19 protein-coding genes are annotated in these 21,077 nt (G+C 67.4%); 11 read left to right on the forward strand and 8 right to left on the reverse strand.

What is annotated here, in order from left to right; translation table 11 throughout:
• Positions 1-11 precede the first annotated feature (11 nt).
• The 3 genes from P1K31_RS16750 to P1K31_RS16760 all read right to left on the reverse strand — a co-directional run bounded on the left by P1K31_RS16750 (position 12) and on the right by P1K31_RS16760 (position 2,813).
• Entirely contained in the window at positions 12-1,031 is a 1,020-nt protein-coding gene (locus P1K31_RS16750; RefSeq protein WP_276306457.1) for a zinc-dependent alcohol dehydrogenase, read from the reverse strand.
• Between the two features lie 131 nt (positions 1,032-1,162).
• Entirely contained in the window at positions 1,163-1,324 is a 162-nt protein-coding gene (locus P1K31_RS16755; RefSeq protein WP_276306458.1) for a hypothetical protein, read from the reverse strand.
• A 316-nt stretch (positions 1,325-1,640) separates the two neighbouring features.
• Positions 1,641-2,813, reverse strand: coding sequence for an MFS transporter (locus tag P1K31_RS16760; RefSeq protein ID WP_276306459.1), 1,173 nt, complete (start codon positions 2,811-2,813; stop codon positions 1,641-1,643).
• Positions 2,814-3,013: 200 nt separating this feature from the next.
• On the opposite strand from P1K31_RS16760, the gene P1K31_RS16765 reads away from it, so the two are divergent.
• Positions 3,014-4,657: a thiamine pyrophosphate-binding protein gene (locus tag P1K31_RS16765; protein WP_276306460.1), complete on the forward strand. Its 1,644-nt coding sequence runs from the start codon at positions 3,014-3,016 to the stop codon at positions 4,655-4,657.
• Between the two features lie 11 nt (positions 4,658-4,668).
• Here the strand turns inward: P1K31_RS16765 and P1K31_RS16770 are convergent, their stop codons facing one another.
• On the reverse strand, positions 4,669-5,946 hold the full coding sequence (locus P1K31_RS16770; protein ID WP_276306461.1) for an RNA-guided endonuclease InsQ/TnpB family protein: 1,278 nt from the start codon (positions 5,944-5,946) through the stop codon (positions 4,669-4,671).
• A 246-nt stretch (positions 5,947-6,192) separates the two neighbouring features.
• Here P1K31_RS16770 and P1K31_RS16775 point away from each other — a divergent pair, with 246 nt between their 5' ends.
• The 4 genes from P1K31_RS16775 (at position 6,193) to P1K31_RS16790 (ending at position 9,946) form a co-directional block, all read left to right on the forward strand.
• Entirely contained in the window at positions 6,193-7,398 is a 1,206-nt protein-coding gene (locus P1K31_RS16775; RefSeq protein WP_276306462.1) for a CaiB/BaiF CoA transferase family protein, read from the forward strand.
• Positions 7,399-7,508: 110 nt separating this feature from the next.
• Positions 7,509-8,078: a carboxymuconolactone decarboxylase family protein gene (locus P1K31_RS16780; RefSeq protein ID WP_276306463.1), complete on the forward strand. Its 570-nt coding sequence runs from the start codon at positions 7,509-7,511 to the stop codon at positions 8,076-8,078.
• Between the two features lie 150 nt (positions 8,079-8,228).
• Entirely contained in the window at positions 8,229-9,020 is a 792-nt protein-coding gene (locus P1K31_RS16785; RefSeq protein ID WP_276306464.1) for an enoyl-CoA hydratase/isomerase family protein, read from the forward strand.
• Positions 9,021-9,166: 146 nt separating this feature from the next.
• Positions 9,167-9,946 carry an enoyl-CoA hydratase/isomerase family protein gene (locus P1K31_RS16790; RefSeq protein ID WP_276306465.1) on the forward strand — a complete coding sequence of 260 codons (780 nt, stop codon included), beginning with the start codon at positions 9,167-9,169 and terminating at the stop codon, positions 9,944-9,946.
• Positions 9,947-10,020: 74 nt separating this feature from the next.
• Here P1K31_RS16790 and P1K31_RS16795 read toward each other — a convergent pair whose 3' ends face one another.
• Positions 10,021-11,190 (reverse strand): acyl-CoA dehydrogenase family protein, encoded by a 1,170-nt coding sequence (locus P1K31_RS16795; RefSeq protein ID WP_276306466.1) that lies wholly within the window; start codon positions 11,188-11,190, stop codon positions 10,021-10,023.
• Positions 11,191-11,387: 197 nt separating this feature from the next.
• Between P1K31_RS16795 and P1K31_RS16800 the strand changes: the two genes are divergently transcribed.
• Positions 11,388-12,560 (forward strand): MFS transporter, encoded by a 1,173-nt coding sequence (locus tag P1K31_RS16800; RefSeq protein WP_276306467.1) that lies wholly within the window; start codon positions 11,388-11,390, stop codon positions 12,558-12,560.
• An 84-nt stretch (positions 12,561-12,644) separates the two neighbouring features.
• Here the strand turns inward: P1K31_RS16800 and P1K31_RS16805 are convergent, their stop codons facing one another.
• The 3 genes from P1K31_RS16805 to P1K31_RS16815 form a co-directional block, all read right to left on the reverse strand.
• Positions 12,645-13,835, reverse strand: a complete 1,191-nt coding sequence (locus P1K31_RS16805; protein WP_276306468.1) for an MFS transporter — start codon at positions 13,833-13,835, stop codon at positions 12,645-12,647.
• 267 nt (positions 13,836-14,102) lie between these two features.
• Positions 14,103-15,242 carry an acyl-CoA dehydrogenase family protein gene (locus tag P1K31_RS16810; RefSeq protein ID WP_276306469.1) on the reverse strand — a complete coding sequence of 380 codons (1,140 nt, stop codon included), beginning with the start codon at positions 15,240-15,242 and terminating at the stop codon, positions 14,103-14,105.
• 169 nt (positions 15,243-15,411) lie between these two features.
• On the reverse strand, positions 15,412-15,873 hold the full coding sequence (locus tag P1K31_RS16815; RefSeq protein WP_276306470.1) for a VOC family protein: 462 nt from the start codon (positions 15,871-15,873) through the stop codon (positions 15,412-15,414).
• A 339-nt stretch (positions 15,874-16,212) separates the two neighbouring features.
• On the opposite strand from P1K31_RS16815, the gene P1K31_RS16820 reads away from it, so the two are divergent.
• From P1K31_RS16820 to P1K31_RS16840, 5 genes are all read left to right on the forward strand, one after another.
• A complete protein-coding gene (locus P1K31_RS16820) occupies positions 16,213-16,995 on the forward strand; it encodes an enoyl-CoA hydratase/isomerase family protein (protein ID WP_276306471.1) in 783 nt (260 codons plus the stop codon).
• Between the two features lie 201 nt (positions 16,996-17,196).
• Complete coding sequence (locus tag P1K31_RS16825) at positions 17,197-18,372, forward strand: thiolase domain-containing protein (RefSeq protein ID WP_276306472.1); 1,176 nt, start codon at positions 17,197-17,199, stop codon at positions 18,370-18,372.
• A complete protein-coding gene (locus P1K31_RS16830) occupies positions 18,369-18,782 on the forward strand; it encodes a Zn-ribbon domain-containing OB-fold protein (protein ID WP_276306473.1) in 414 nt (137 codons plus the stop codon). The genes P1K31_RS16825 and P1K31_RS16830 overlap by 4 nt, the downstream gene beginning before the upstream one ends.
• A 108-nt stretch (positions 18,783-18,890) precedes the next feature.
• The gene (locus P1K31_RS16835) at positions 18,891-20,117 is read left to right on the forward strand and encodes an acyl-CoA dehydrogenase family protein (protein WP_276306474.1); all 1,227 of its coding nucleotides are present in this window, start codon (positions 18,891-18,893) and stop codon (positions 20,115-20,117) included.
• Positions 20,107-21,027 carry a TIGR03619 family F420-dependent LLM class oxidoreductase gene (locus tag P1K31_RS16840; RefSeq protein WP_276306475.1) on the forward strand — a complete coding sequence of 307 codons (921 nt, stop codon included), beginning with the start codon at positions 20,107-20,109 and terminating at the stop codon, positions 21,025-21,027. Before P1K31_RS16835 ends, P1K31_RS16840 begins: the two co-directional genes overlap by 11 nt.
• Positions 21,028-21,077 lie beyond the last annotated feature (50 nt).

Consider the following 21,077-nt stretch of genomic DNA (forward strand, 5'->3'; position numbering starts at 1 on the left):
CGACCGGTCACTCAGGGGTGCAGCGTGATCTTGACCCCCTTGCGCTGTCGAGTCGCTTCGAAGGCCGCCTCGTAGTCGGCGAGGGGGAAGGCGGGACCGAGCGCCGGCGAGAGGTCGACTCCCTCCGCGATCGCGATCGCCCGCCGCCAGCTCGAGTCGCGACGGCCGTACACCGTCGTCACCGAGACGCCCCGTCGAACGAGGCGGGTGAGGTCGACCGGAACCGTCTCCGCGCCGTGAAAGATGCCGATCTGGACGATCTCGCCGCCCCGACGGGTGGCCGACGACGCGAGCGAGAGCGCCTCCGGGTGGCCCGAGGCCTCGACGAAGACGTCGACGTCCTCCGTCCCCTCGGCGGCGTCCTCGACCGTGACCGCGCGCGTCGCGCCGAGCTCCCGCGCGAGCGGGAGTCGATCCCTGCGGTCGGCCTCCGTCCCGACGACGGTGATCGAACTCGCGCCGCCGGCGACCGCCGCGACGAGCGCGCCGATCCCGACCGCCCCGGGACCGGTGATCGCAACGCTGTCGCCGGGCTCGAAGCTCGACCGCTCGATTCCGTGGACGGCCAGTCCGAGCAGTTCGAGGAAGACGCCCTCGTCCGCGCTCAGCGAGCCGATCGGGTAGAGCGCCTCCCGGGGAACGACGGCGTACTCTGCGAGCGCGCCGTCGATCTCCGGATCGAGGCCGAGGATGCGCCGGTCCGGGCAGATCGAGGACGAACCCGACCGGCAGCACCGACAGCGACCGCAGCCGACGACCGGTTCCACCGCGACGCGCTCACCCGCCGCGACCCCGTCGACGTCAGAGCCCGTCGCGTCGATCGTGCCGGCGAACTCGTGGCCGAAAAGCTGCGGTAGCTCGTCGGCGTAGTGTCGTTTGCTCTCGTGCCAGTCGTGTATGAGCGCCTCCGCCCCGCCGTCGATGCCGACCGACTCGACGCGGATCCGAACGTCGCCGGGACCCGGTTCGGGGACGGGGACGGACTCGAGCGTCATCCCCGGTTCGGGGCGCGTCTTCAGAAGCGCAGTCATTCGATCCGTCGCGTTCGGCGTCACACGTGCGGCGACGCGAGCGGCGACCATATACCCTCGCGTTCGACCGCCGAACGCGGGCGCAGGGGGCAGATCGGTCGGCGGCGGATCGACCGGCGCGAGGGCCGCGGCTACAGGCCGGTGAGAACGAGATAGACGGTGCTGAAGAGCACGAACCACAGGATCGTCCGGAAGAACAGTTTGCTGTAGCTGTCCTTGACGGGCATCAACTCGTGGAACTGCCGTTCGGCCTCGAGGAACTGCTCGACGGGCCCCCTTCGTTCATCACTCATGACGGTTCGTGGCGATCCGCCTTCGAGCGCGTCGACGGACGTGTCCGACAGTCATCGAGCCGACGGTCATCGGGATCGAACTCGCGCGTACCGCGTCCGGGCCCGTCGCGGGAAACGGCCGGGCGCGCTTCGGTGTCGTCGGTCCGGACGGCTGTGGAAGGCATCTCTTTCGGGCACTATCGATTCGTCACGTAAAAACGTACCGTCGTCGGCCACCGTCTCGCGGGGGCGTGACGGACCATCGCGTCGATTCACTCGTAACGTCGCGCGCCCTCCGGGCGGCGGTCGGATTCGGGGGCACCGCGAGCGACCAGCGTCAGAGGCCGAGCCCGAGCGCGCGGTTGACGGCGAGCGAGCCGAGAACGACGGTCATGATGACCACGAGAACGCCGAACGAGACGTCCCAGCCGTAGAGATCGGCGAGCGCGCCGACGACCACGCTGCCGGACGCGCCGGTCGTCATGTACACCGTTCGGACGAGTCCGAAGCCCGCGCCGCGATCGGCGGCGGTGAACAGGTCCATGAACCGCGACTGGAGGGGCGCACCCCAGCTCATCGCGATCCCGGCGAAGCAGACGCCGACCACGTAGACGGCGAGCCCGTCACCGCCGACGAGCGCGCCGTAGCCGACGATCCCCGCCACCATCGAGAGGGCCGTCGTCGGTTCCCGTCCGACGCGATCCGAGAGCGAGCCCATCACCGGCTGCGTGAGGCCGTGGACGAGGAAGTACAGCGAGAAGAGACCGCTCGCGACGGCCGGCGAGAGCCCCTGGCCACTCGTGAAGAACGCCGGCAGGAAGGACGCCGTGGCCTGCCAGGTGAACGCGCAGAGGAACGCGAGGACGGTCGTGAAGGCGATCGACGGACGGGAGAGGAGTTCGCCGATGGTCGAGAGGGCGAACCGGTCGCGCAACCGTTCGTCCGGCCGGTCCGGCTCTGTCGGTCGGATCCCGCTCGCGAAGAGGGCGAAGACCGGAACGGCCACCCCGACCCCGAGCAACACCCCGGCGCGCCAGCCGTACCGGACGGCGATCGCGGTCGCCGCGATCGGGGCGACGAGCCCGGCGGCCGGACTCCCGGCGACGTGGATGCCGATCGCGCGACCGATGTCGTCGTACTGCCTCGCGAGAAACGTCGTCGCTGCCGTGTAGTGGAGGCCCGCACTGATACCGAGGACGCTCACGAGGAGTACGAAGACGCCGTAGGAGGGTGCGATGGCGATGCAGAGACTCGAGAGGCCGGTGAGGCCGATCGCCGCGAGGATCACCGTTCGCTCGCCGAACCGATCGCCGAGGATGCCGCTGGGAAACTGCATCAACGCGTACGTCGCCCACATGATCGAGAGCGCCAGGCCGACCGCGGCGTTCGAGACGGCGAACTCGTCGGTGATCGCCGGGACCAGCGGACTGATCGCCAGCCGCGCGACCATCGTCACCATGAACGCCAGCGTACAGAGGAGCAACGAGCGGTGTGCGTAGCGCCAGTTCACGTTTTCCAGTCACCCCCTCGGCGACCTACCTGTTGCGATTGCGGAGGGTTTGTCTCGTTTCGAGAGCCGAGCGAGAGCGGGACGCACAGCCGCGGGTCCGGGACGCGGAACGACGGCGGCGAACTCGCCGTGAGCGAACAGCGCCGATCCCTCGTCGGACGACCCTACACCTTTACACTGTCGTCACTCTCACTGCGTCTATGAAGGTCAACGAGGCGATCGTGGACTGTCTGGCCGAGAACGACGTCGACACGCTGTTCGGTATCCCGGGCAAGCAGTCGCTGCCGCTGAACGAGTCCATCAGCGACCGCGACGACGTCCGGTTCGTCATGGCCCGCCACGAGACCGCGGTCTCGCATCAGGCGTGGGGCTACGCCGAGACGAGCGGCGGTATGGCCGCCACGGTGGTCATTCCGGGGCCGGGCGACATGAACGCGATGAACGGGCTGAAGAACGCCCTGAACGACTGCACGCCGCTCCTGCACATCGCCGTGGAGACCGAACCGGAGATCCGCGGCGGCGACGGGATCCACGAGACACCGCCGGACACCTACGACAACGTCGTCAAGGAGAACATCACCGTCGAGACGCCCGAGAGCACCGTCGCCGAACTCGGGCGGGCGATCGACGTCGCGCAGACGGCTCCGAAGGGTCCCGTCCGGATCGGCATCCCGAAGAACTTCCTCAAGATGGACGTCCCGCTCGCCGAACGGGGGGATATCGACCGCCAGTCGTTCAGCGGCGTTCCCGACGCCAACGTCGCCGCCGCGGCGGACCTTCTCGCGTCGGCGGCGCGTCCGATCATCGTCGCCGGCGGCGGCGTTCGAGCGGCCGACGCGAGCGACGAACTGCGGGCGGTCGCCGAGCGCCTCGAGGCACCGGTCGTACTCACGTACAAGGGGAAGGCCGTCTTCCCCGACGATCACGAACTCATGGCCGGCGTGCTCTGTGGCGGCACCGGCACGGCCGTGAAGGGACTCGTCGCCGACGCGGACGCCGCCCTCGGCGTCGGGACCGACTTCGACGCGGTCACCACGCACAACTGGTCGATCGAGATCCCGGACGACCTGGTCCACGTGACGCTCGACGCGGACGACATCGGGACCGGCTACGACCCGGCGATCGGCATCGTCGCCGACGCCGCCCGGACGCTCGAGGCGCTCGACGACGCGCTGGCGGGGCGGTCGATCGCGGGCGCGAACGGACGGGAGCGGGCTAGCGAGACCCGGGAGGCGGTCGACGCTCGGCTCGAGGAGTTGCGGACGGTGACGGAGGCGCCGCTGACGTCGGTGCGGGCGCTAGACGCGATTCGAGCGGGAACGCCGCGGGACGCGATCGTCGCCGTCGACGCGGGCGGGTTTCGGCTGTGGACGCTCCTGACGTTCCCGGCGTACGAGCCCCGCGACTACGTCAATCCGGGGTCGTGGGCGACGATGGGGTCGGGGGTCCCCTCCGCGATCGGTGCGAAGCTAGCCAACCCCGAGCGTGACGTCGTGGCGCTCACCGGCGACGGGGGGCTGTTGATGTGCCTCCACGAACTGCACACGCTGGCGGCCGAGGGGATCGACGTGACGGTCGTCGTCCTCAACAACAGCGACTACGCCATCATCAGCGAGGAGGCCGGCCGGAGCTACCGGATGGACGAGGGCGAGTACGGCTGGGAGGGGACGCCGGTCTCGTACGCGACCGTCGCCGAGGGACTCGGCGTCGACGTCGAACGGGCGGGGACGCCGGACGAGATCGAAACGACGGTCGCCGACGCGATCGCGAGCGACGGCCCGACGCTCGTCGAGATCCCGACCGACCCCTACGAGCCCCAGTCGAGCATCTGGATGAACGAGTAAACTACCCTACCCTACTTCGCTCGGTCTGACGACCTCGCTCGTTGAGGGTAGGGCTTTCGCGTGGACTCCCGTTCTATGCCACCGTCCGTGGTAGCAGGGGGGACGTACTCCCCACTTACGTTCAACGTCCCGCGATTCAAGCGCACGTCTACAGGTGCGCCTCCGTCGGCTGCGTTTTGCCTCCGACGGAGATACCGAAAGCCGATGTTCTTCGCCGCGTTGTAATCCGCGTGGTTCTGATACCCACACTTCAAGCACTCGAAGTGCTCGCCGTCGCGGTTATCCTCATGAGTACAGCCGCACGTCGAACAGCGTTGGGACGTGTGGTTCGGCGGGACTTGCACGGCTTCGACGCCGTGTTCCGCCGCCTTGTACTCGACGTACTGGAACAACCGACGGAACGCCCAGACGTGTTGCCACGTCGCCTGCGGGATGTTCTCGCGGATGTGCGTTAGGTCCTCGAAGACGATGTGCGAACAGCCGTATTCGACGGCTTCCTCGATGAGTTCGTTCGCTACGCCGTGGAGGTAGATTTCGAAGCGTCCGTACTCCTTGCGACCGACGCCTCCAATGGCTTCGTGCGCGGCTCGCGTTCCTCGCTGTTGAAGCGAGCCACGGCGCTTCTCGTACTCCCGTCGCCAGTGGTTGAACTCATCGGCGGACCAGAACGTGCCGGTTGACGAAACTGCGATATTGTTCACTCCGATGTCCACACCGAGGACTGTTCTGTGCTCGGTATAGGGTTCGGGGTCGTCGGCTTCGACCTTCCGCATGGACGCATGAAGGAACCACTCGCCGTCCCGACGCTGCAGGGTCGCCATGCGGAACTCGTAGTCTTCATCATCGAGGTACGTCCGTGGATGGCGGTTGGGGTCGTCGGGAAGGATGTAGTCACACTCGACGCGCCCGTTGACGGTCGAAAGGGAGACGTGGTCGCGGTGGAACGTCGCACTACGTTTATCGTAGACCGCGCTCTCGGCGGAAAAGTAGGGTTGCGACGTTCGTTCACCACGCTTCAGTCGTGCTACACCACTCTTGACGGCTTCGACCGCCCTCCGAACTCCTTTCTGTACGAGGTTCGCGGTAAGGTCAGTTTCGTCCCGTAGTTGGTCGTACAAGGCACGTTCGGCTTTGGCCTTCGAGGTAACGTGGTATCCGTCGTCACCATGCCAACACCATTCGCTCGCGGTGTTCGCACAGTGTTTGAATTGCTCGACCGTCTCGCGGAGGGGCGAATCGGCGTCCTGAGGCACGTCGAGCTTGATTACGGCGGTGCGACGGTATTCCACGACGTTTCACATAACTAGGCGGTGTTACTTAAACATTCGGAAATGGGGCTGCCGGAGAACGTGGTTCGCTGCGGAATTGTTGGCTCCTCCCCTCCCTACTCCGTTCGCTTCGCTCACTCCGTTGAGGAAGGGGCCTCCGCCTCGAAATTTAGGTGATCGGCACCGTTCGTCCTCTCCCTCCCGTCCGCCACGCCGAGGTCGAGACCGACCGCAAGTACTTACACCACACCGAGAACAGTCGTAGATATGGATTCGGAACGTCGATCGGAGAACGGCGTGTTACCGCTCTCGGACGTCACTGTCGTCGATCTGACGCAGGTCGTGGCCGGACCGTTCGCGACGATGGGGCTCGGCGATCTCGGTGCGGAGGTGATCAAGATCGAGGCCGTCGGGCGGGGCGACCGGAGTCGCAGTATCCAACCGAAGCCCGCCTACTTCGACACCGTCAACCGGAACAAGTACAGCGTCGCCATCGACCTCAAGAGCGACGCCGGACGGGAAGCGGCGCGGCGTCTCGTCGCCGACGCCGACGTGTTTATCGAGAGCACGAAACCGGGACGCGCCGCCGCGTTCGGTCTCGACTACGACGCCGTCGCCGAACTGAACCCGGGAATCATCTACTGCTCGATATCCGGGTTCGGTCGTAACAGCCCGTACGAGGACCTGCCGGCCTGGGACATGCTGATCCAGGGGATGAGCGGGATCATGAGCATCACCGGCGAGGAGGGCGGAGAACCCCTGTGGTCGGGGCTTCCGAGCGGCGATCTCATCGCCGGCTCGTACGCCAGTCAGAGCGTTCTCGCTGCGCTGTACGCCCGCGAGCGCGGGGACATCGACGGCGAGTGGATAGAGGTCCCCATGTTCGACGCCGCCGTAACGTGGCTCACCGCCCGCGCCGGCTACACGTTCGGCTACGGCGAACCGTTTCCCCGCCTCGGGACGCACCACCCGTCGATCGTCCCGTTCGGGAAGTACGACTGCTCCGATTCGTCGATCGTCATCGCGGCCGGAACGCCGGACTTCTGGCGCGGCTTCTGCCGCGCGCTCGACCGACCGGACCTCCTCGAGGACGGCCGGTTCGCCACGATGGACGACCGGGTGAGAAACCGGGGGGAACTCGACGACGTCATCGAACCCGTCCTGAAATCGAGACCGAGCGACTACTGGATCGATCGGCTTCACGAGGAGGGCGTTCCCGCCGGGCCGATCTACGATACCCGGACCGTCTGGGAGGACGAACACGTGAAACGGCGCGGTCTGCATCAGGTCATGGAACGGGAGGACCGGGAGGACGCCGACGTGATCGACCAGCCCGTCCACTTCGCCGAACTCGACACCCGCCTCGAGATAGCGCCGCAGCGACTGGGCGAGAGTACCGACGCGGTCCTTCGGCGTCACGGGTACTCGGCGGACGAACTCGCGCGACTTCGCGAGGCGGGCGTCATCGAGTAGGCGTAGCGGGTCGCGCGCAGCCTCGACGGTCGCTCCTCCGCGCGGTCGACGACGGTCCGGCGTGTCACGTAGTCCCGAACAGCTAAGTCAGTCTACGAGAGGTCTCAACCATGGCGCGCATCACGCTGCCGCGACAGTCGGACCTCCCGGAGGAGTATCGATACCTCCTCGGCGAGGACGCGCTGGGCGAACTCGAGTTGCTGCGGGCGATCGGGTCGAACCCGCGCGTCCTCCAGACGTACATGCGCCACGGAACCGCGCTGTGGGAGCACGCCGGGCTCTCGTCGCGCGAGGTCGAGTTGGCGATTCTCTCGGTCGCTCGGGAACTGGACAACGAGTACGAGTGGCACCAGCACGTCGGTATCGCGCGGGACGCCGGCGTCGAAAGCACGGAGATCAGGGCGATCGGTGCCGAACGCCACGACGGATTCGGCGCGAGGGACCGCGCGCTCCTCGACTACGCGCGACGGGTCGCCCGGCGGGACGTCGACGACGACGCTCACGGGGCGATCGAGGCCCACTTCGACGAAGAGACGATCGCCGGTATCGCATCGTTGGTCGGCCACTACCTCGGTACCGCGGTCGTGATCGACGCGCTGGCGTTGGGACCCGAGACGCCCTTCGTCGGCTGGGAGCCCGCCGACGAGACGATCGAGACCTACGATCGCGAGGGCGCGTAGTCGGGCTCGAAGGAACGAGGAGATCGCCACCGTCCGACCGCATTCGGTAGCGCCGCGCGCTCATCGCACGTGCCCGGGTCGGTATCTCCGCCGGCGGTGTGGCGCGAACCGGGGGAAAACGTTATTCGCCGACGTTCCGTCGGACCGCACATGTCCGAGGAGGTCGTCACCGTGGTCACGGGAAGCGTCGGCCGTATGAGAATCGAACGGCCGGAGAGTCTGAACGCGTTTACTCCCCGCGTCCTCGAGGGGTTACTCGAGGCGGTCCAGTCATTCGAGGCGGACGACGACGTCCGTGCGATCGTGTTCACGGGGGCCGGCGACCGGGCCTTCTGTGCAGGGGTCGACCTCGGCGACAAAGGGGGGATCAATCGATCGACCCCCGAAGCGCTCGATACGGTCCACCGGGCGCAGCGCCTGCTCAAGGCGCTCCGGCGCACGCCGCTCCCGGTCGTTGCGGGAGTGAACGGATACGCGATGGGCGCCGGGATGGATCTCGCCCTGGGCTGTGACGTCAGGGTGGTCCGGGCCGACGCCGAGATGAGTCAGTCGTACGTGAACGTGGGGCTCCCCCCGGGGGACGGCGGGGCCTACCTGCTGCCCCGTCTCGTCGGCGAGGAGATCGCGAAGGACCTGATCCTCTCCGGCCGCCGGATCACGGGGAGGGAAGCCCACGAGCTCGGGATCGCCTCCACGGTGGTCGAGGGGGACGCAGAACGCACCCGAGAGGTCGCCCTCGACCGGGCCCGCGAGTTGGCGGACGGGCCGACTGTCGCACTGGGGCGCGCGAAGCGTCTCGTCAACGAGGCGCACGACGTAACTATGGAGACGGGACTCGAACACGCGATCGAGGCGCTCGGCGAGTGTCGCGAAACGGACGATCACGCCGAGGCGGTGGCCGCGTTCGTCGAGGATCGAACGCCGGAGTTTCGAGGGGCGTAACGGTGGACCACGGGGGGCTCGCGATCGACCCCGCTGCTCTCGCACCCCCGCCCGTCGGCCGATACCGCTCGGCCGACGGGCGACCGTCCTGCGGTATTCGGTACCGTGCATAAAGATTAACCTGCCCCTGCCGTGAACGCACTGCCATGACGGTGACTGTCGATCGGGACGCTAACACGGACCACGTGGCGCACCTCCGGATGGACTTCGGTGACCTGAACCTGCTCTCGCCCGACGCGATCGTCGACCTCCGCGACGCGATAGCGTCCGTTCCCGACGACGTTTCGGTCGTGACGGTCGGCTCCGGTTCCGGGGACGACGTCGGCGGGTTGACGGCCGGGCTCAAGCTCGACGAGGTGCGGGAGTACTCGGTTTCCGACGCCCGGGCTCTGTTGACGACGCTCTATGAGGCCATGCAGCGGGTCAGAGACCTCGACGCGGTCACCGTCTGCCGGTGCGGTGAGTACGCGCTCGGCGCCGGGCTCGAACTGGCGATGTCGTGTGACTTCCGCGTCGCGACCGAGGACGCCGCGCTCGGCCTTCCGGAGATCGACGTCGGGCTCGTCACCGGCATCCAGGGCGGACTCCTCGTTCGGCTGGTCGGCCTCCAGGCCGCGAAGGAGATCGTCTACACGGGCGAGCCGGTCTCCGGGCTGGAGGCCGAGGAACTGGGCCTGGTCAACCGCGCCGTCCCGCCGGCCGAGTACGAGACGACCGTCGACGGACTGGTCGAGACGCTGGCCGGCAAGAGTCCCCTCGTCCTCCGGTGGCAGACGCGCGTCTTCCGGGCGCTCCGATCGAACGGCGTCGAAGCCGGCATCGATCACAGCCTCGAGACGATCGCCGCCTGTTTCGACACCTACGACCAGCACGAGGCGATGACCGCGTTTCTGGAGAAGCGGGAGCCGGCGTTCGAGGGGCGGTAGCGCGGCCTTCCCTCTCGCCTCTGCCGAGGGTAGCCGAGGACGTGAATCGGGCGCACTCGCGTTCGCCGATGCGCCTAGTAGGACCGCGGGAGGTCGAGGACGTGCTGTGAGATGTAGTTCTTGACCATCTCGTTCGAGATCGGCGCGATGACGTTGATCATGACCTCGCGCCAGTAGCGCTCGACGTCGTACTCCTTCGCGTATCCCATGCCACCGTGTACCCGGACGGCGCGCTCACAGGCCTCGATGGCGTCCTCGCTCGCGCGGAGCTTCGCCGCGTTCGCCTCCGGCCCCGCGTTCTCGCCGTTGTCGTACAGCCAGGCGGCCTTCCGGATCATCAGTTCGTCCTGCGAGAGCTTGCTCCAGGAGTCCGCGAGCGGGTGCTGGATGGCCTGATAGGAACCGATGGCGTTCCCGAACACCTCGCGCTCTCTGGCGTAGGCGGTCGCCCTCTCGAGCGCGGCCTGCCCGATACCGACGGCGTTCGCGGCGATGCTGATCCGCTCGGAGTTGGCGAACGAGAGGAGGTACGTGAACCCCTCGCCCTCTTCGCCGATTCGGTCCTCGGCCGGGATCCGGAAGTCGTCGAACCAGACCTCGTTCGAGTCCGCCGCGCCACGGCCGGCCTTCGGAATCTCGCTCACGTCCACGCCGTCCATGTCCCGATCGAACTCGGTGAAGAACAGCGTGAGACCGCCGAAGCGGTCGCGCGCCTCGCGCGGTCGCGTGCGGGTGAGGAGCATGATGACGTCCGCCTCCTGGGCCTTCGAGGTCCAGATCTTCTGCCCGTTTACGACGTACTCGTCGCCGTCGCGCTCGGCGAACGTCTCGATCTGTGACGTGTCCGTCCCCGCGTTCGGTTCCGTGACGCCGGTACAGACCATGACTTCCCCGTCGGCGATCTTCGGCAGGTATCGCTCCCTGTGTTCGTCGGTCCCGTATTCCACCAGCGGGGCGGAGCTGAAGACGTGGTGCGACGTGATGGACGTGCCGGCCATCGCCGCGCCCGACCGGGCGATCTCCTGTTGGATGATGCTCGCCTCCTGAACGCCGTACCCTTGCCCGCCGTACTCCTCCGGAATGGTGACGCCACACCAGCCGCCGTCCGCGAATTCCTCGTAGAACTCCCAGGCGAACTCGTGTTCCGCGTCCTTCTCGCGCCAGTACTCGTCGCCGAACTGCTCGCAGAGGTCCCTCACCTGCCGTCTGATGAGGTTCTGCTCGACGCTGAGTTCGAAGTCCATACGGTGAAGCTTTCGGCAGGGCGACTTATACCCACCGGCGGTCGGGAACCTCACCGACGCGATCAGGGAGGGATCGACGTCTCCAATCGGTTTCCGAGGAAGGTGGGAACCGCGCTCGCCCCACTTCCGGTACTGAATCCGCCACACCCATATAGTCCCGACGGAATACCGATGACGGGCACGTCGCGATGAGGAGGATGAACTGGAGGTATCGAGACACGGTCCTGCTCCTCTGCATGTTCGCGTTCTTCGTGACGTACTTCGCGCGGTTGGTCGTCAGTCCCGTCGTCCCGTTCATCGTCGACGATTTCGTGGTTTCCAACACGCAGATCGGCATCGCACTGTCGGGGATGTGGATCGCCTACGGCGTGACGCAGTTCCCGAGCGGCGTGCTGGCGGAGCGCTACGGTGAGAAGCGCGTTATCGCGATCGCGCTGGGTGGAACGGCGATTGTCAGCCTCCTCACCGCCATGGCGCCCCTGTTCGTGGTGTTCGCCGCGTGCGTCGTCCTACTCGGTGGCGTTGCCGGTCTTCACTACAGCGTAGCGACGACGCTGCTGTCTCGCACCTACGACGACATCGGGACCGCGCTCGGGCTCCACTCGTTCGGCGCGCCGCTTGCGGGTTTGCTCGCGCCAGTTACGGCCTCCTGGGTCGGCGTTCGGTTCGGGTGGCGTCCCGCCGTCGCCCTCGCCTCTCTGGTCGCAGTCCCCACGCTAGCCCTCTTCAGCTGGCGCGTACGGGCGACCGAACCGCGCCACCCCGGGAGACCGATGCGGGAACGGTTTGCGGTCGCACCGCTCGTGGGATACCTCTCGAGACCACCGATCACCTTCACCATCGCCATTGCCATCATCGCGACGTTCGCCGTGAACGGAATCGTCGCGTTCCTCCCGACGTTTCTCGTCGAACACCGCGCATATTCGCCGACGCTGGCGGGCGTCGTGTTCTCCGCGTACTTCGTCGTCAGGGGTGGTACCCAGATCGGCGTCGGCGTTCTCTCCGATCGAATCGGTCGCGATTTCGCCATCGCGACCTGCCTGTTTTCCGGGGCCGGCGGGCTCGCGCTGTTCGTCGCCGGCCCCGGCCTCGTCGCAGTTGCCGCCGCAGTCCTGCTGTTCGGCGTCGGTTCGAGCTTTTTCGCCTCGCTGGAGCCGCGATTTATGGACGTTCTGTCCGACGCCGAGCGCGGTGCCGGGTTCGGACTCGTTCGAACGATCTACCTCGCGGTCGGTTCGACCGGATCGTTCGGAGCCAGCCTCCTCGCCGATCTGTTCGGATGGGGCGTGTCCTTCGGCGTCCTGGCCGTCCTCTGTCTGTTCGCTTTCGGTTGCATCGTCACCAACGCGGCACTGAACTTGGGGTACTAAACGCGAAGAGCCGCCCTCGGAGACGACGGATGGCTGTCATCGCCGTGTGTGGAACGTCTCGCCGTTTGCGGCGAGGCGGGTGTCTCAGACCGTGTCCGTCGCGGCATCCGTTCGAAGGCGCAACAGAGCGAGCGAGAGGAGTCCGAGCGCCCCGCCGATCGCCAACGTCAGAAAGGCGACGACGTATCCGCCCCGGTCTAACGCGACGCCGAAGGCGATCGGCGAGACGACGCTCGCGGCGAATCCGACGAACGACTGTAGGGCGAGTGCCGTCCCGACGTGACCGTCGTCGACGACTTCCGTCACCATCGTCGACGTCGGCGCGCTATCGGCGGTGAGCGCGGTGCCGTAGACGAGGAGCACCGGCACGATCGCCCACAGCGGTAGCGCGCCCAAAAACCCGAACACCGCGCTGATGAGGCCGCTAACGGCCAGTGCTGTCCCGATCGTCGGGAGCCTTCCGACCCTGTCGCTGAGGTGGCCGCCGATCAGGTTCCCGAAGCCGCCGACGGCCATCGTGACCCCGACGAGTACGCCGGCGAACGCCCCCGAATCGACGACTACCACGGCGGGAACCGTCAGCAGGAACGCGAGCATCCAGTTGCGCATCCCGAACAGTTCCCACGTGTGCCACGAATAGACGCTCACGGACCACAGGTACGCTCGATTCCGTAGAACCGTGAGATCGAACCCCGACCGGTCCGCCGTCGATTGACTCGGATGATCCCTCGTGAGCCCGAGCATGAGCGGTGCGACGGCCAGCGCTCCGATACTCGTAACGACGATGGCAGCGCGCCAGTCGACCGCGTCCGCGACCGCCGTAGCGAACAGGAACGAGAGTCCGCTCGCCAGCGAGTAGGACCCGACGTACATCCCCATCGCCCGTCCGCGGTCCTCCGTCGGATACCAGTCGCTGAGAAAGCGCATCCCGGGGACGTACACGCCGGCCATCCCGACGCCCGCGAAGAATCGGAGCACCGACCCGGAGAGGAATCCGCTAGCAACAAGCCCGAACGTGACGCTGAGCAGTCCGGTGGTGGCCGCTCCGAACCCGATGACTACCCGGGGCGAGTGTCGATCGGCGAGATGTCCCATCGGGATGATCGCGAGAAGATAGCCCGCCTGGAACGACCCGAAGACGATCCCCGCCTCGGTCCCCGAGAGGCCCCACTCGTCGGCGATGAGCGGCAACACCGCCGAGTAGTTGAACCAGACGAGCACCGACAACAGCAGCGAGACGCAGGTCACAAACAGCGTTCGCGTCCGCGCCTGCATCGACAGGAACTCACGCGGTGTAGAGATACCGTTTGTGGTAGCGGAAGAGCACCGAGGAATCGGAACGGGAACACCGAGCGCGGGCCGCTCTCGGCCGGGACTCCCCAGTATCGCCCGACGTACGGAAGGATTCGCTGATTGCGACGAGACGTACCGCCAGGTGACGGCCGGCTAGAGGGGCGTGTGGAGGACGTAACGCCCCTCGCGGCTGTACGGACGCCGAGCGGGGTGAGAGCCTCGAAACGCGGTCGCTGAGGCGACGGGCAGTTACGTGAGCGACGGGAGGCCGTCGCGCTTCAGCGCCGCCGCGATCTGGTTCTTCTGGATCTCGTCGGTCCCCGCCGCGAGACGCCGTCCCCGGGCCAGTCTGTGGAGGTACTCCAGCGCGTGTCCCTGCTGGTAGCCGTTCGCGCCGTGGATCTGGAGCGACTCGCTGACGACCCGTTCGACCATCTCGCCGGAGTAGAGTTTCGCCAGCGAGGCGTCCATCCGGTCCGGGATCCGACCCCGCTCCTCCGCGTTGATCGCCGCCCGATACGTGAGCGATCGCGACGCCTCGAGTTCCTTGGCCATGTCGGCGAGCTTCCACTCGATGCCCTGGAAGTCCGCGATCGGCTGGTCGAACTGTCGGCGCTGCTGACCGTACTCCAGCGCCCTGTCGAGCGCACATCGCGCGATGGCGTTGGCCAACGTCGCGCTCCCGAGTCGCTCCCAGTTCAGCGCCTGTAGCTGCTGTTTGAACCCGTCTCTCCCCCGCGTCAGAACGTGCGTTTCGGGGACGACGACGTCGTGCATGCGGAACTGCGTCTGGGTGTGGTTCGCCATGTTCGTGTAGTGCTGTTCGATCTCGATGCGATCATCGTCCTCGAGGTCGACGACGACCGAGCCGAGCCCCTCGGGGAATTTCGCCCACACCACGACGGCCGAGGAGTGCGGGATGTTACTTACCCACACCTTTTCGCCGTTCAGTACCAGTTCGCCATGTTCCTCCTCGATAGCGGTGGTCATCGCGCCGACGTCAGATCCGGCCTCGGGTTCCGAGATGGCGATCGCGATGCTCTCTTCGCCGGCGGTGACGCCCGGGAGGTACCGCTCTTTCACGGACTCGCTCCCGAACATCTCGATGGCCCGGGGCGCAACCATCTGCTGGTTGTAGAGATATTCCGCGGTATCGGGACAGACCTGCCCGACGGCTTCGATGCTGAGCATCGCCTCGAACTCGCCCATCCCGCCGCCACCGTACTCCTCGGCGATATTCAGCCCCAGAAATCCGCGGTCGGCGAGTAGCTCGATGTTCTCTACCGGGAGGTCCCCTTCCCACGAGAACGCCGCGTCCGAGAATTCCCGCCGGGCGAGGTCCTCCAGCGACGATACGACCATCTCCTGTTCCGCCGAGAGGGATAGCATCACAGTCGCCATCACACCGTCTGCAGTAAAACCTTCTGTTCGCTCGCGGACGACTCGGTAGCGGTGAGCCGTTCGTCGCATCGCCGGGGTCGCGAGGGACGGAGGGGCCTGCTCGTCGGGAGGTCGACCCGACGCCTCGGGCGCGTGCGAGCGGGGCCGACCTCGCGACCTAGATCCGACCGTCCGCCGCGGCCGAGCGCATCGCCTCGACGTGATCGCGCGCCGTCGGGCCGACGTCGTCGTCCCACTCGATGAGTTGCAGTTGGAGGCCGAACAGCGACTTCGGATGCAGGGTGGCCTCGTCTCGGACGCCGGGGATCGAGTCCTCCATGATGACCTCCCCGCCGACGGCCGTCAGCTGATCCACGGCCGCGTCGAGGTCCGTAACGTTCGCCCCGATGTGATGGAGCCCCTGGCCGTTGCCCTCGAGATAGTCGGCGACGAAGCTCTCCTCGCTCGTCGGTGCGAGCAGGGTGAACATGTCCCGGCCGAAGAGCAGGTACGCCGTTCGGTAGTGCCACTTGTCGCTCTCGAGCGTCCAGACGTGTTCGACGCCGTCCGCGGCCGTGACGGCCTCGAGTGCGTCCGACGCGTCCCACACTGCGTGAGCGACGTGATCGATCTCGTACATCACGGCGTACCGACGAGAACCGCGTATATATGCGTTTACTCGGGCGAAACCGCTTCGGCTCGTCGAGCCGGGAGCGGCAGTCGACTCCCGGGGACGGGATCAGGGGACGGCGAGTAGTTCGAGGGCCGGGTGCGGTGTCCGGGTACGCGACGGCCGCTCGATCGACGTCGCTGGACGGGACCGAGGGGACCGGCGCGCTCGACGGCGGGTGCGGCGGATCGTCGTCCGCATCGCCGCTCGCGGTTGACCGCCATCGACCAGAGACAGACTCAAGTGGGTAGCCGCGAACCGTGGTGCGTGTCCGGGGGCCGACGAGCGGCCGTCGTTCGGACCGCGACCATGTACGAGGACATCCGCTGCGAGATCGACCGGGGTATCGCGACCATCACCATCGACCGACCGGAGGTGTACGACGCCTTCCGACGACAGACGATTCTCGAGCTGAACGCCGCCCTGCGCGACGTAACGGCGGACGACGGCGTCTACGTCGTCGTCCTGACGGGGGCCGGGGACGGGTTCTGTGCCGGGGCCGACGTGAACGACATGCCCGACTGGCACGAGGAGATGACTAAGGAGGACTACGCAGGTTACCTGTGGGGCGTTCAAAACGTCGTCCGCCAGCTCAGGGGGATGAACGAGCCCTCGATCGCCGCGGTCGGTGGGCCGGCCATCGGTGCGGGCTGCGACTTCGCGCTGGCGTGCGACGTACGCGTCGTCGGTCACGACGCCGTACTCAGGGAGGGGTTCGTCCGCATCGGTCTCGTCCCGGGCGACGGCGGAGGGTGGTTGTTACCGCGGCTCATCGGGGAGTCGAAGGCGAAGGAGTACCTCCTGACGGGGCGGGACATCACTCCGGAGGACGCCGTCGAACTCGGCCTCGCCGTCGAGATCGCGGACGACCCGCTCGCGGCGGCCCGCGCGTTCGCCGAGGAGATCCGTGACCTTCCCGCGACCGCCGTCCGGTACACGAACGAGCTCGTCGACCCGCAGCGGTCGTTCGAGGACTACTGCGAACGGGCCATCGAGTACCAGTGGGCGTGCGTGAACGACGCGGAACACCACGAGGCCGCCGCCGCGTTCAGGGAGAAGCGGGAACCCGACTACGACCGCGATTACGTCTGAGTTAGCCGGGGTTCGACCGCCCGCCCTCCCCGGCGGGGCGACGGATCTCTCCGTCCCGCGGGTCGGCGGTTCTCCACCGCGAGGCGTCGAACGGCTCCCGTGCTCCCGGTGTCACGCGGTGAGCGATCGGTGACGGGGTCGTCAGCGGCGCGATCCGGACTGTAGCAAAGACTTACGTACCACTGCACGGACGCACTGAGCATGGCAGTTGAGGAGCCGGTGTACATCGCTGGTGCCTACGAGCACCCCACGCGAGAAGCGCCGGACAAGTCGACGATGCAACTCCACGGCGAGGTCGCACAGGGCGCGCTGGCCGACGCCGGCGTCGAGAAGGACGACGTAGACGCCTACCTCACGGCCGGCATGCCGTGGTACGAACACGGTCTCACGCCGCTCGTCATGGCAGACTACCTCGGGCTCGACGTGTCGTACGCCGACACCACCGATTACGGCGGATCGTCGTACGTGAGTCACGTGGGACACGCGGCGAGCGCGATCCGCGACGGGAAGTGCGACGTCGCCCTCGTCACGCTCGCGGGTCGGCCGCGGTCGGAACGGCAGTCCGACGGGGACGAGGGGCCGCCCCTCCGGACGATGCAGGACAGTTTCGAGGTCGTCTACGGTGCCAGCACCCTCACGAAGTACGCGGTCGCCGCCCGTCGACACATGCACGAGTACGGGACGACGAGCGAGCAGTTGGCGGCGATTCGAGTGGCCGCCTCCCGGCACGCCCGGCACAACGAGCACGCGATGTACCGCGACCCGGTGACGGTCGAGGACGTCGTCGAGTCCCCCCTGATCGCCGATCCGCTGCACCTGCTCGACTGCTGCGTCATCTCCGACGGCGGGGGGGCGCTCGTCGTCGTCTCCGAGGACGTCCGCGCCGACCTCGACCGCGAGTGCGTCGAGGTCCTCGGCCACGGGGAGGCGGTCAAGCACCTCGACGCCGGACGGACCGACCTGACCTACACCGGCGCTCGTCAGTCCGGCGAACGGGCGTTCGCCGAGGCGGGCCTCGGCACCGAGCACGTCGATTACGCCTCCATCTACGACTCGTTCACCATCACCGTCCTCCAGACGCTGGAGGACCTCGGCTTCTGCCGGAAGGGGGAAGGGGGGACGTTCGTCGAGGGAGGGACCCTCGAGGCGCCCGACGGCGAGCTACCGTTCAACACCGACGGCGGCGGGCTCTGCTCGAACCACCCGGCGAACCGCGGCGGGATGACCAAGGTCATCGAGGCCGTTCGTCAGTTGCGCGGCGAGGCGAACCCCGAGGTGCAGGTCGACGCCGACGTCGCGCTCGCCCACGGCACCGGCGGAAGTCTCGGGACCCGTCACGGTTCCGTGACGGTGCTCCTCGGGAGGGAAGACCGATGACGTGGGAGCCACGCCCGGTACCCGACGTGACGCCCGAGACGGCTCCCTTCTGGGAGGGAGCCGCCGACGGGCGGTTCCTCCTCTGTGAGTGTGAGGACTGCGGGCTGGTCTACTACTACCCGCGGCTGGTGTGCCCGGACTGCCTGAGCGGTGACGTGGGCTGGATCGAGGCGGCGGGAACCGGCGACCTCTACTCCTACACGGTCACCGACCGGGCCCCCGGCTGGCCCGAGGAGGCCCTCCCGCTGATCTACGCCTACGTCGAACTGGACGAGGGACCGCGGGTCATCACCGACATCGTCGACTGTGATCCGACCGACCTCGAAATCGGCCAGCGGGTCGAGGTGCGGTTCGTCCCCACCGACGACGAGGCGATCGCGATCCCGGTGTTCGCGCCGGTCGAGTCGTAGATCGACGTTTCGACGCGCACCGGACCCGGGTTACACCCGTTCCGGTGGCGACGGGAGGGCGTCGTGGTGCGGGAGAACACTTATCACCGCGTCCGGATAGTCACATTCATGACGGTCGAACTGACGGAAGCGCAGCGAAACGTACGCGCCCGCGCCCGCGCGTTCGGCGAGGAACACATCGAGCCGGTCGCGATGTCCTACGTCGAGTCGGGCGAGTGGCCGTGGGACGTCTACGAGCGGGCGGCCGAGGCGGGACTCATCGGTCTTCCGTTCGAGGCGGAGTACGGCGGGCAGGAGGCGTCGCTCGTCGAACAGTGTCTCGTCGCCGAGGAGTTCTGCCGCGCCGACTCCTCCGTCGGCATCGCGCTCCACGGGTCGATGACCGGCTGTTTCGTGCTGTCGTCGTTCGGCACCCACGAGCAGAAGCGGCGGTGGCTCGAACCGGTGACCCGCGGCGAGATCACGACCGGGATCGGTCTCACCGAACCCGACACCGGGTCGGCGCTGTCGCAGCTGTCCACGACGGCCGTCCGCGACTCCGCCGAGGAAGCCTCGGCTGATCCCCGAGAAGCAGACGCTTCTCGGGACGGCGACGAGTGGGTGATCAACGGCGAGAAGGACTGGATCGCCAACGGCGCCAGCGGCGACTGGGTCGCCACCCTCTGTCGGACCGACCCGGACGTCGATCCCGAGAAGCCCCACCGCGGCCTGAGCCTGATCGTCGTCCCGACGGACGCCGACGGCTACGAGGCCGAACCCCGCGACCGTCTCGGTCTCGACGCGGCCGAACACGCACGCATCAGCTACGACGACGTCCGCGTTCCGGCGGAGAACCTCCTCGGTGAGGAGGGTCAGGGCTTCTATCAGACGCTCGCGTGGCTCGAACACGGCCGCGTCGACATCGCGGCCGCACACCTCGGGATGGCCGAGGGCGCCTACGACCGCGCGCTGGCGTACTCGAAGGAACGGGAGCAGGGCGGGCGGGTCATCGGCGACTACCAGGGGATGCGCTGGAAGCTCGCCGACATGCGGACGAGCTGCCAGGTGGCGAAGTCGCAGGTCTATCACGCGGCGCGCCTCGTCGACGCCGCCGAGCGCGACGGCGTCGACGTCGAGGAGAGCCTCATCGAGCAGGCGAGCATCGCGAAGCTGTTCGCGACGGAGATGGCGTGCGACGTCGCTGAGGAGGCCGTGCAGGTGTTCGGCGGCAAGGGATTCGCCCGCGAAAACGAGGTCGAACACTTCTACCGCGACGTGAAGGCCGGCACCATCTACGAGGGGACGAGCGAGGTGCAGCGCAACACCATCGGCAAGGTCCTGTACGATGAGCTCTGAACCGGAGTTCGGCGTCATGCTCTCGACGTTCGGGGATCACGCGTACCCGGCGGCGTTTCGCCGCGTCGCCGCGACGGCCGAGCGCGAGGGCTTCGACGCGGTCTGGGCGGGGGATCACGTGAGTTTCCCCGCCGCGATCCCCGACGACTACCCGTTCTCGCGCAGCGGGGAGTCGCCGTTTCACGTCGGCCTCGACACGTACGACGTGTTCGGGGTCCTCTCGCACCTCGCCGCCGTGACGGACGAAATCGACCTGGGGACGAACACCTGCATCGTCCCCTACCGACACCCCGTCGTGCTCGCCCGAAACGCGCTGACGCTCGAACAGCTCTCCGACGGCCGGTTCGACTTCGGCGTCGCCCCCGGCTGGCTGCGCACCGAGTTCGAGGTCCTGGACGTCCCGTTCGAGGAGCGCGGGTCGCGAACCGACGAGTTCCTGCGCCTCCTCGATCGGGTCCGCGAGGAGGGCGAAGTCTCGTTCGACGGGCCCCATCACTCGTTTCGGACGACCGGCTTCCACCCCGTTCCGGAGTCGGGGCGACCGAAGGTGTGGATCGGCGGGAAGTCGGGGGCCGCCTTCCGGCGCGTCGCCGAGTTCGGCGACGGCTGGACCATCTTCTGGGACCACCCCGACGACATCGCCGCGTCGCGCGAACGTATTCTGAACGCGTGGCGCGACTACGACCGGACGGGCGAACCGGAGATCGCGGTCGTCCGCGCGGTCCACGTCGGCGCGGACGCGGAGCGCGACACGCTCCTCACCGGGCCGGCGGACGACGTCGTCGCGGACGTCGAGGCCTACGTCGACGCGGGCGTGACCCGCGTCGTCCTCGACTTCTACACGACCGACATCGACGAGCAGGTCGAACAGGTCGAGCGGTTCGCCCGCGAGGTCACCCCCTCGTTCTGAGGACCCGAGAAATATTCCGATTTTTATAGATACGTACAAAATACACAATT

It is taken from the genome of Halomarina halobia (assembly GCF_029338575.1).
GTDB classification, from domain to species: domain Archaea; phylum Halobacteriota; class Halobacteria; order Halobacteriales; family Haloarculaceae; genus Halomarina; species Halomarina halobia.

Coding starts and splice junctions, on each gene's coding strand:
- P1K31_RS16815 (WP_276306470.1), bottom strand. CDS start 15,873: ATGTACGAGATCGATCACGTCGCTCACGCAGTGTGGGACGCGTCGGAC.
- P1K31_RS16835 (WP_276306474.1), top strand. CDS start 18,891: ATGACGGTCGAACTGACGGAAGCGCAGCGAAACGTACGCGCCCGCGCC.
- P1K31_RS16805 (WP_276306468.1), bottom strand. CDS start 13,835: ATGCAGGCGCGGACGCGAACGCTGTTTGTGACCTGCGTCTCGCTGCTG.
- P1K31_RS16800 (WP_276306467.1), top strand. CDS start 11,388: ATGAACTGGAGGTATCGAGACACGGTCCTGCTCCTCTGCATGTTCGCG.
- P1K31_RS16795 (WP_276306466.1), bottom strand. CDS start 11,190: ATGGACTTCGAACTCAGCGTCGAGCAGAACCTCATCAGACGGCAGGTG.
- P1K31_RS16750 (WP_276306457.1), bottom strand. CDS start 1,031: ATGACTGCGCTTCTGAAGACGCGCCCCGAACCGGGGATGACGCTCGAG.
- P1K31_RS16820 (WP_276306471.1), top strand. CDS start 16,213: ATGTACGAGGACATCCGCTGCGAGATCGACCGGGGTATCGCGACCATC.
- P1K31_RS16785 (WP_276306464.1), top strand. CDS start 8,229: ATGTCCGAGGAGGTCGTCACCGTGGTCACGGGAAGCGTCGGCCGTATG.
- P1K31_RS16810 (WP_276306469.1), bottom strand. CDS start 15,242: ATGCTATCCCTCTCGGCGGAACAGGAGATGGTCGTATCGTCGCTGGAG.
- P1K31_RS16765 (WP_276306460.1), top strand. CDS start 3,014: ATGAAGGTCAACGAGGCGATCGTGGACTGTCTGGCCGAGAACGACGTC.
- P1K31_RS16840 (WP_276306475.1), top strand. CDS start 20,107: ATGAGCTCTGAACCGGAGTTCGGCGTCATGCTCTCGACGTTCGGGGAT.
- P1K31_RS16755 (WP_276306458.1), bottom strand. CDS start 1,324: ATGAGTGATGAACGAAGGGGGCCCGTCGAGCAGTTCCTCGAGGCCGAA.
- P1K31_RS16825 (WP_276306472.1), top strand. CDS start 17,197: ATGGCAGTTGAGGAGCCGGTGTACATCGCTGGTGCCTACGAGCACCCC.
- P1K31_RS16780 (WP_276306463.1), top strand. CDS start 7,509: ATGGCGCGCATCACGCTGCCGCGACAGTCGGACCTCCCGGAGGAGTAT.
- P1K31_RS16775 (WP_276306462.1), top strand. CDS start 6,193: ATGGATTCGGAACGTCGATCGGAGAACGGCGTGTTACCGCTCTCGGAC.
- P1K31_RS16790 (WP_276306465.1), top strand. CDS start 9,167: ATGACGGTGACTGTCGATCGGGACGCTAACACGGACCACGTGGCGCAC.
- P1K31_RS16830 (WP_276306473.1), top strand. CDS start 18,369: ATGACGTGGGAGCCACGCCCGGTACCCGACGTGACGCCCGAGACGGCT.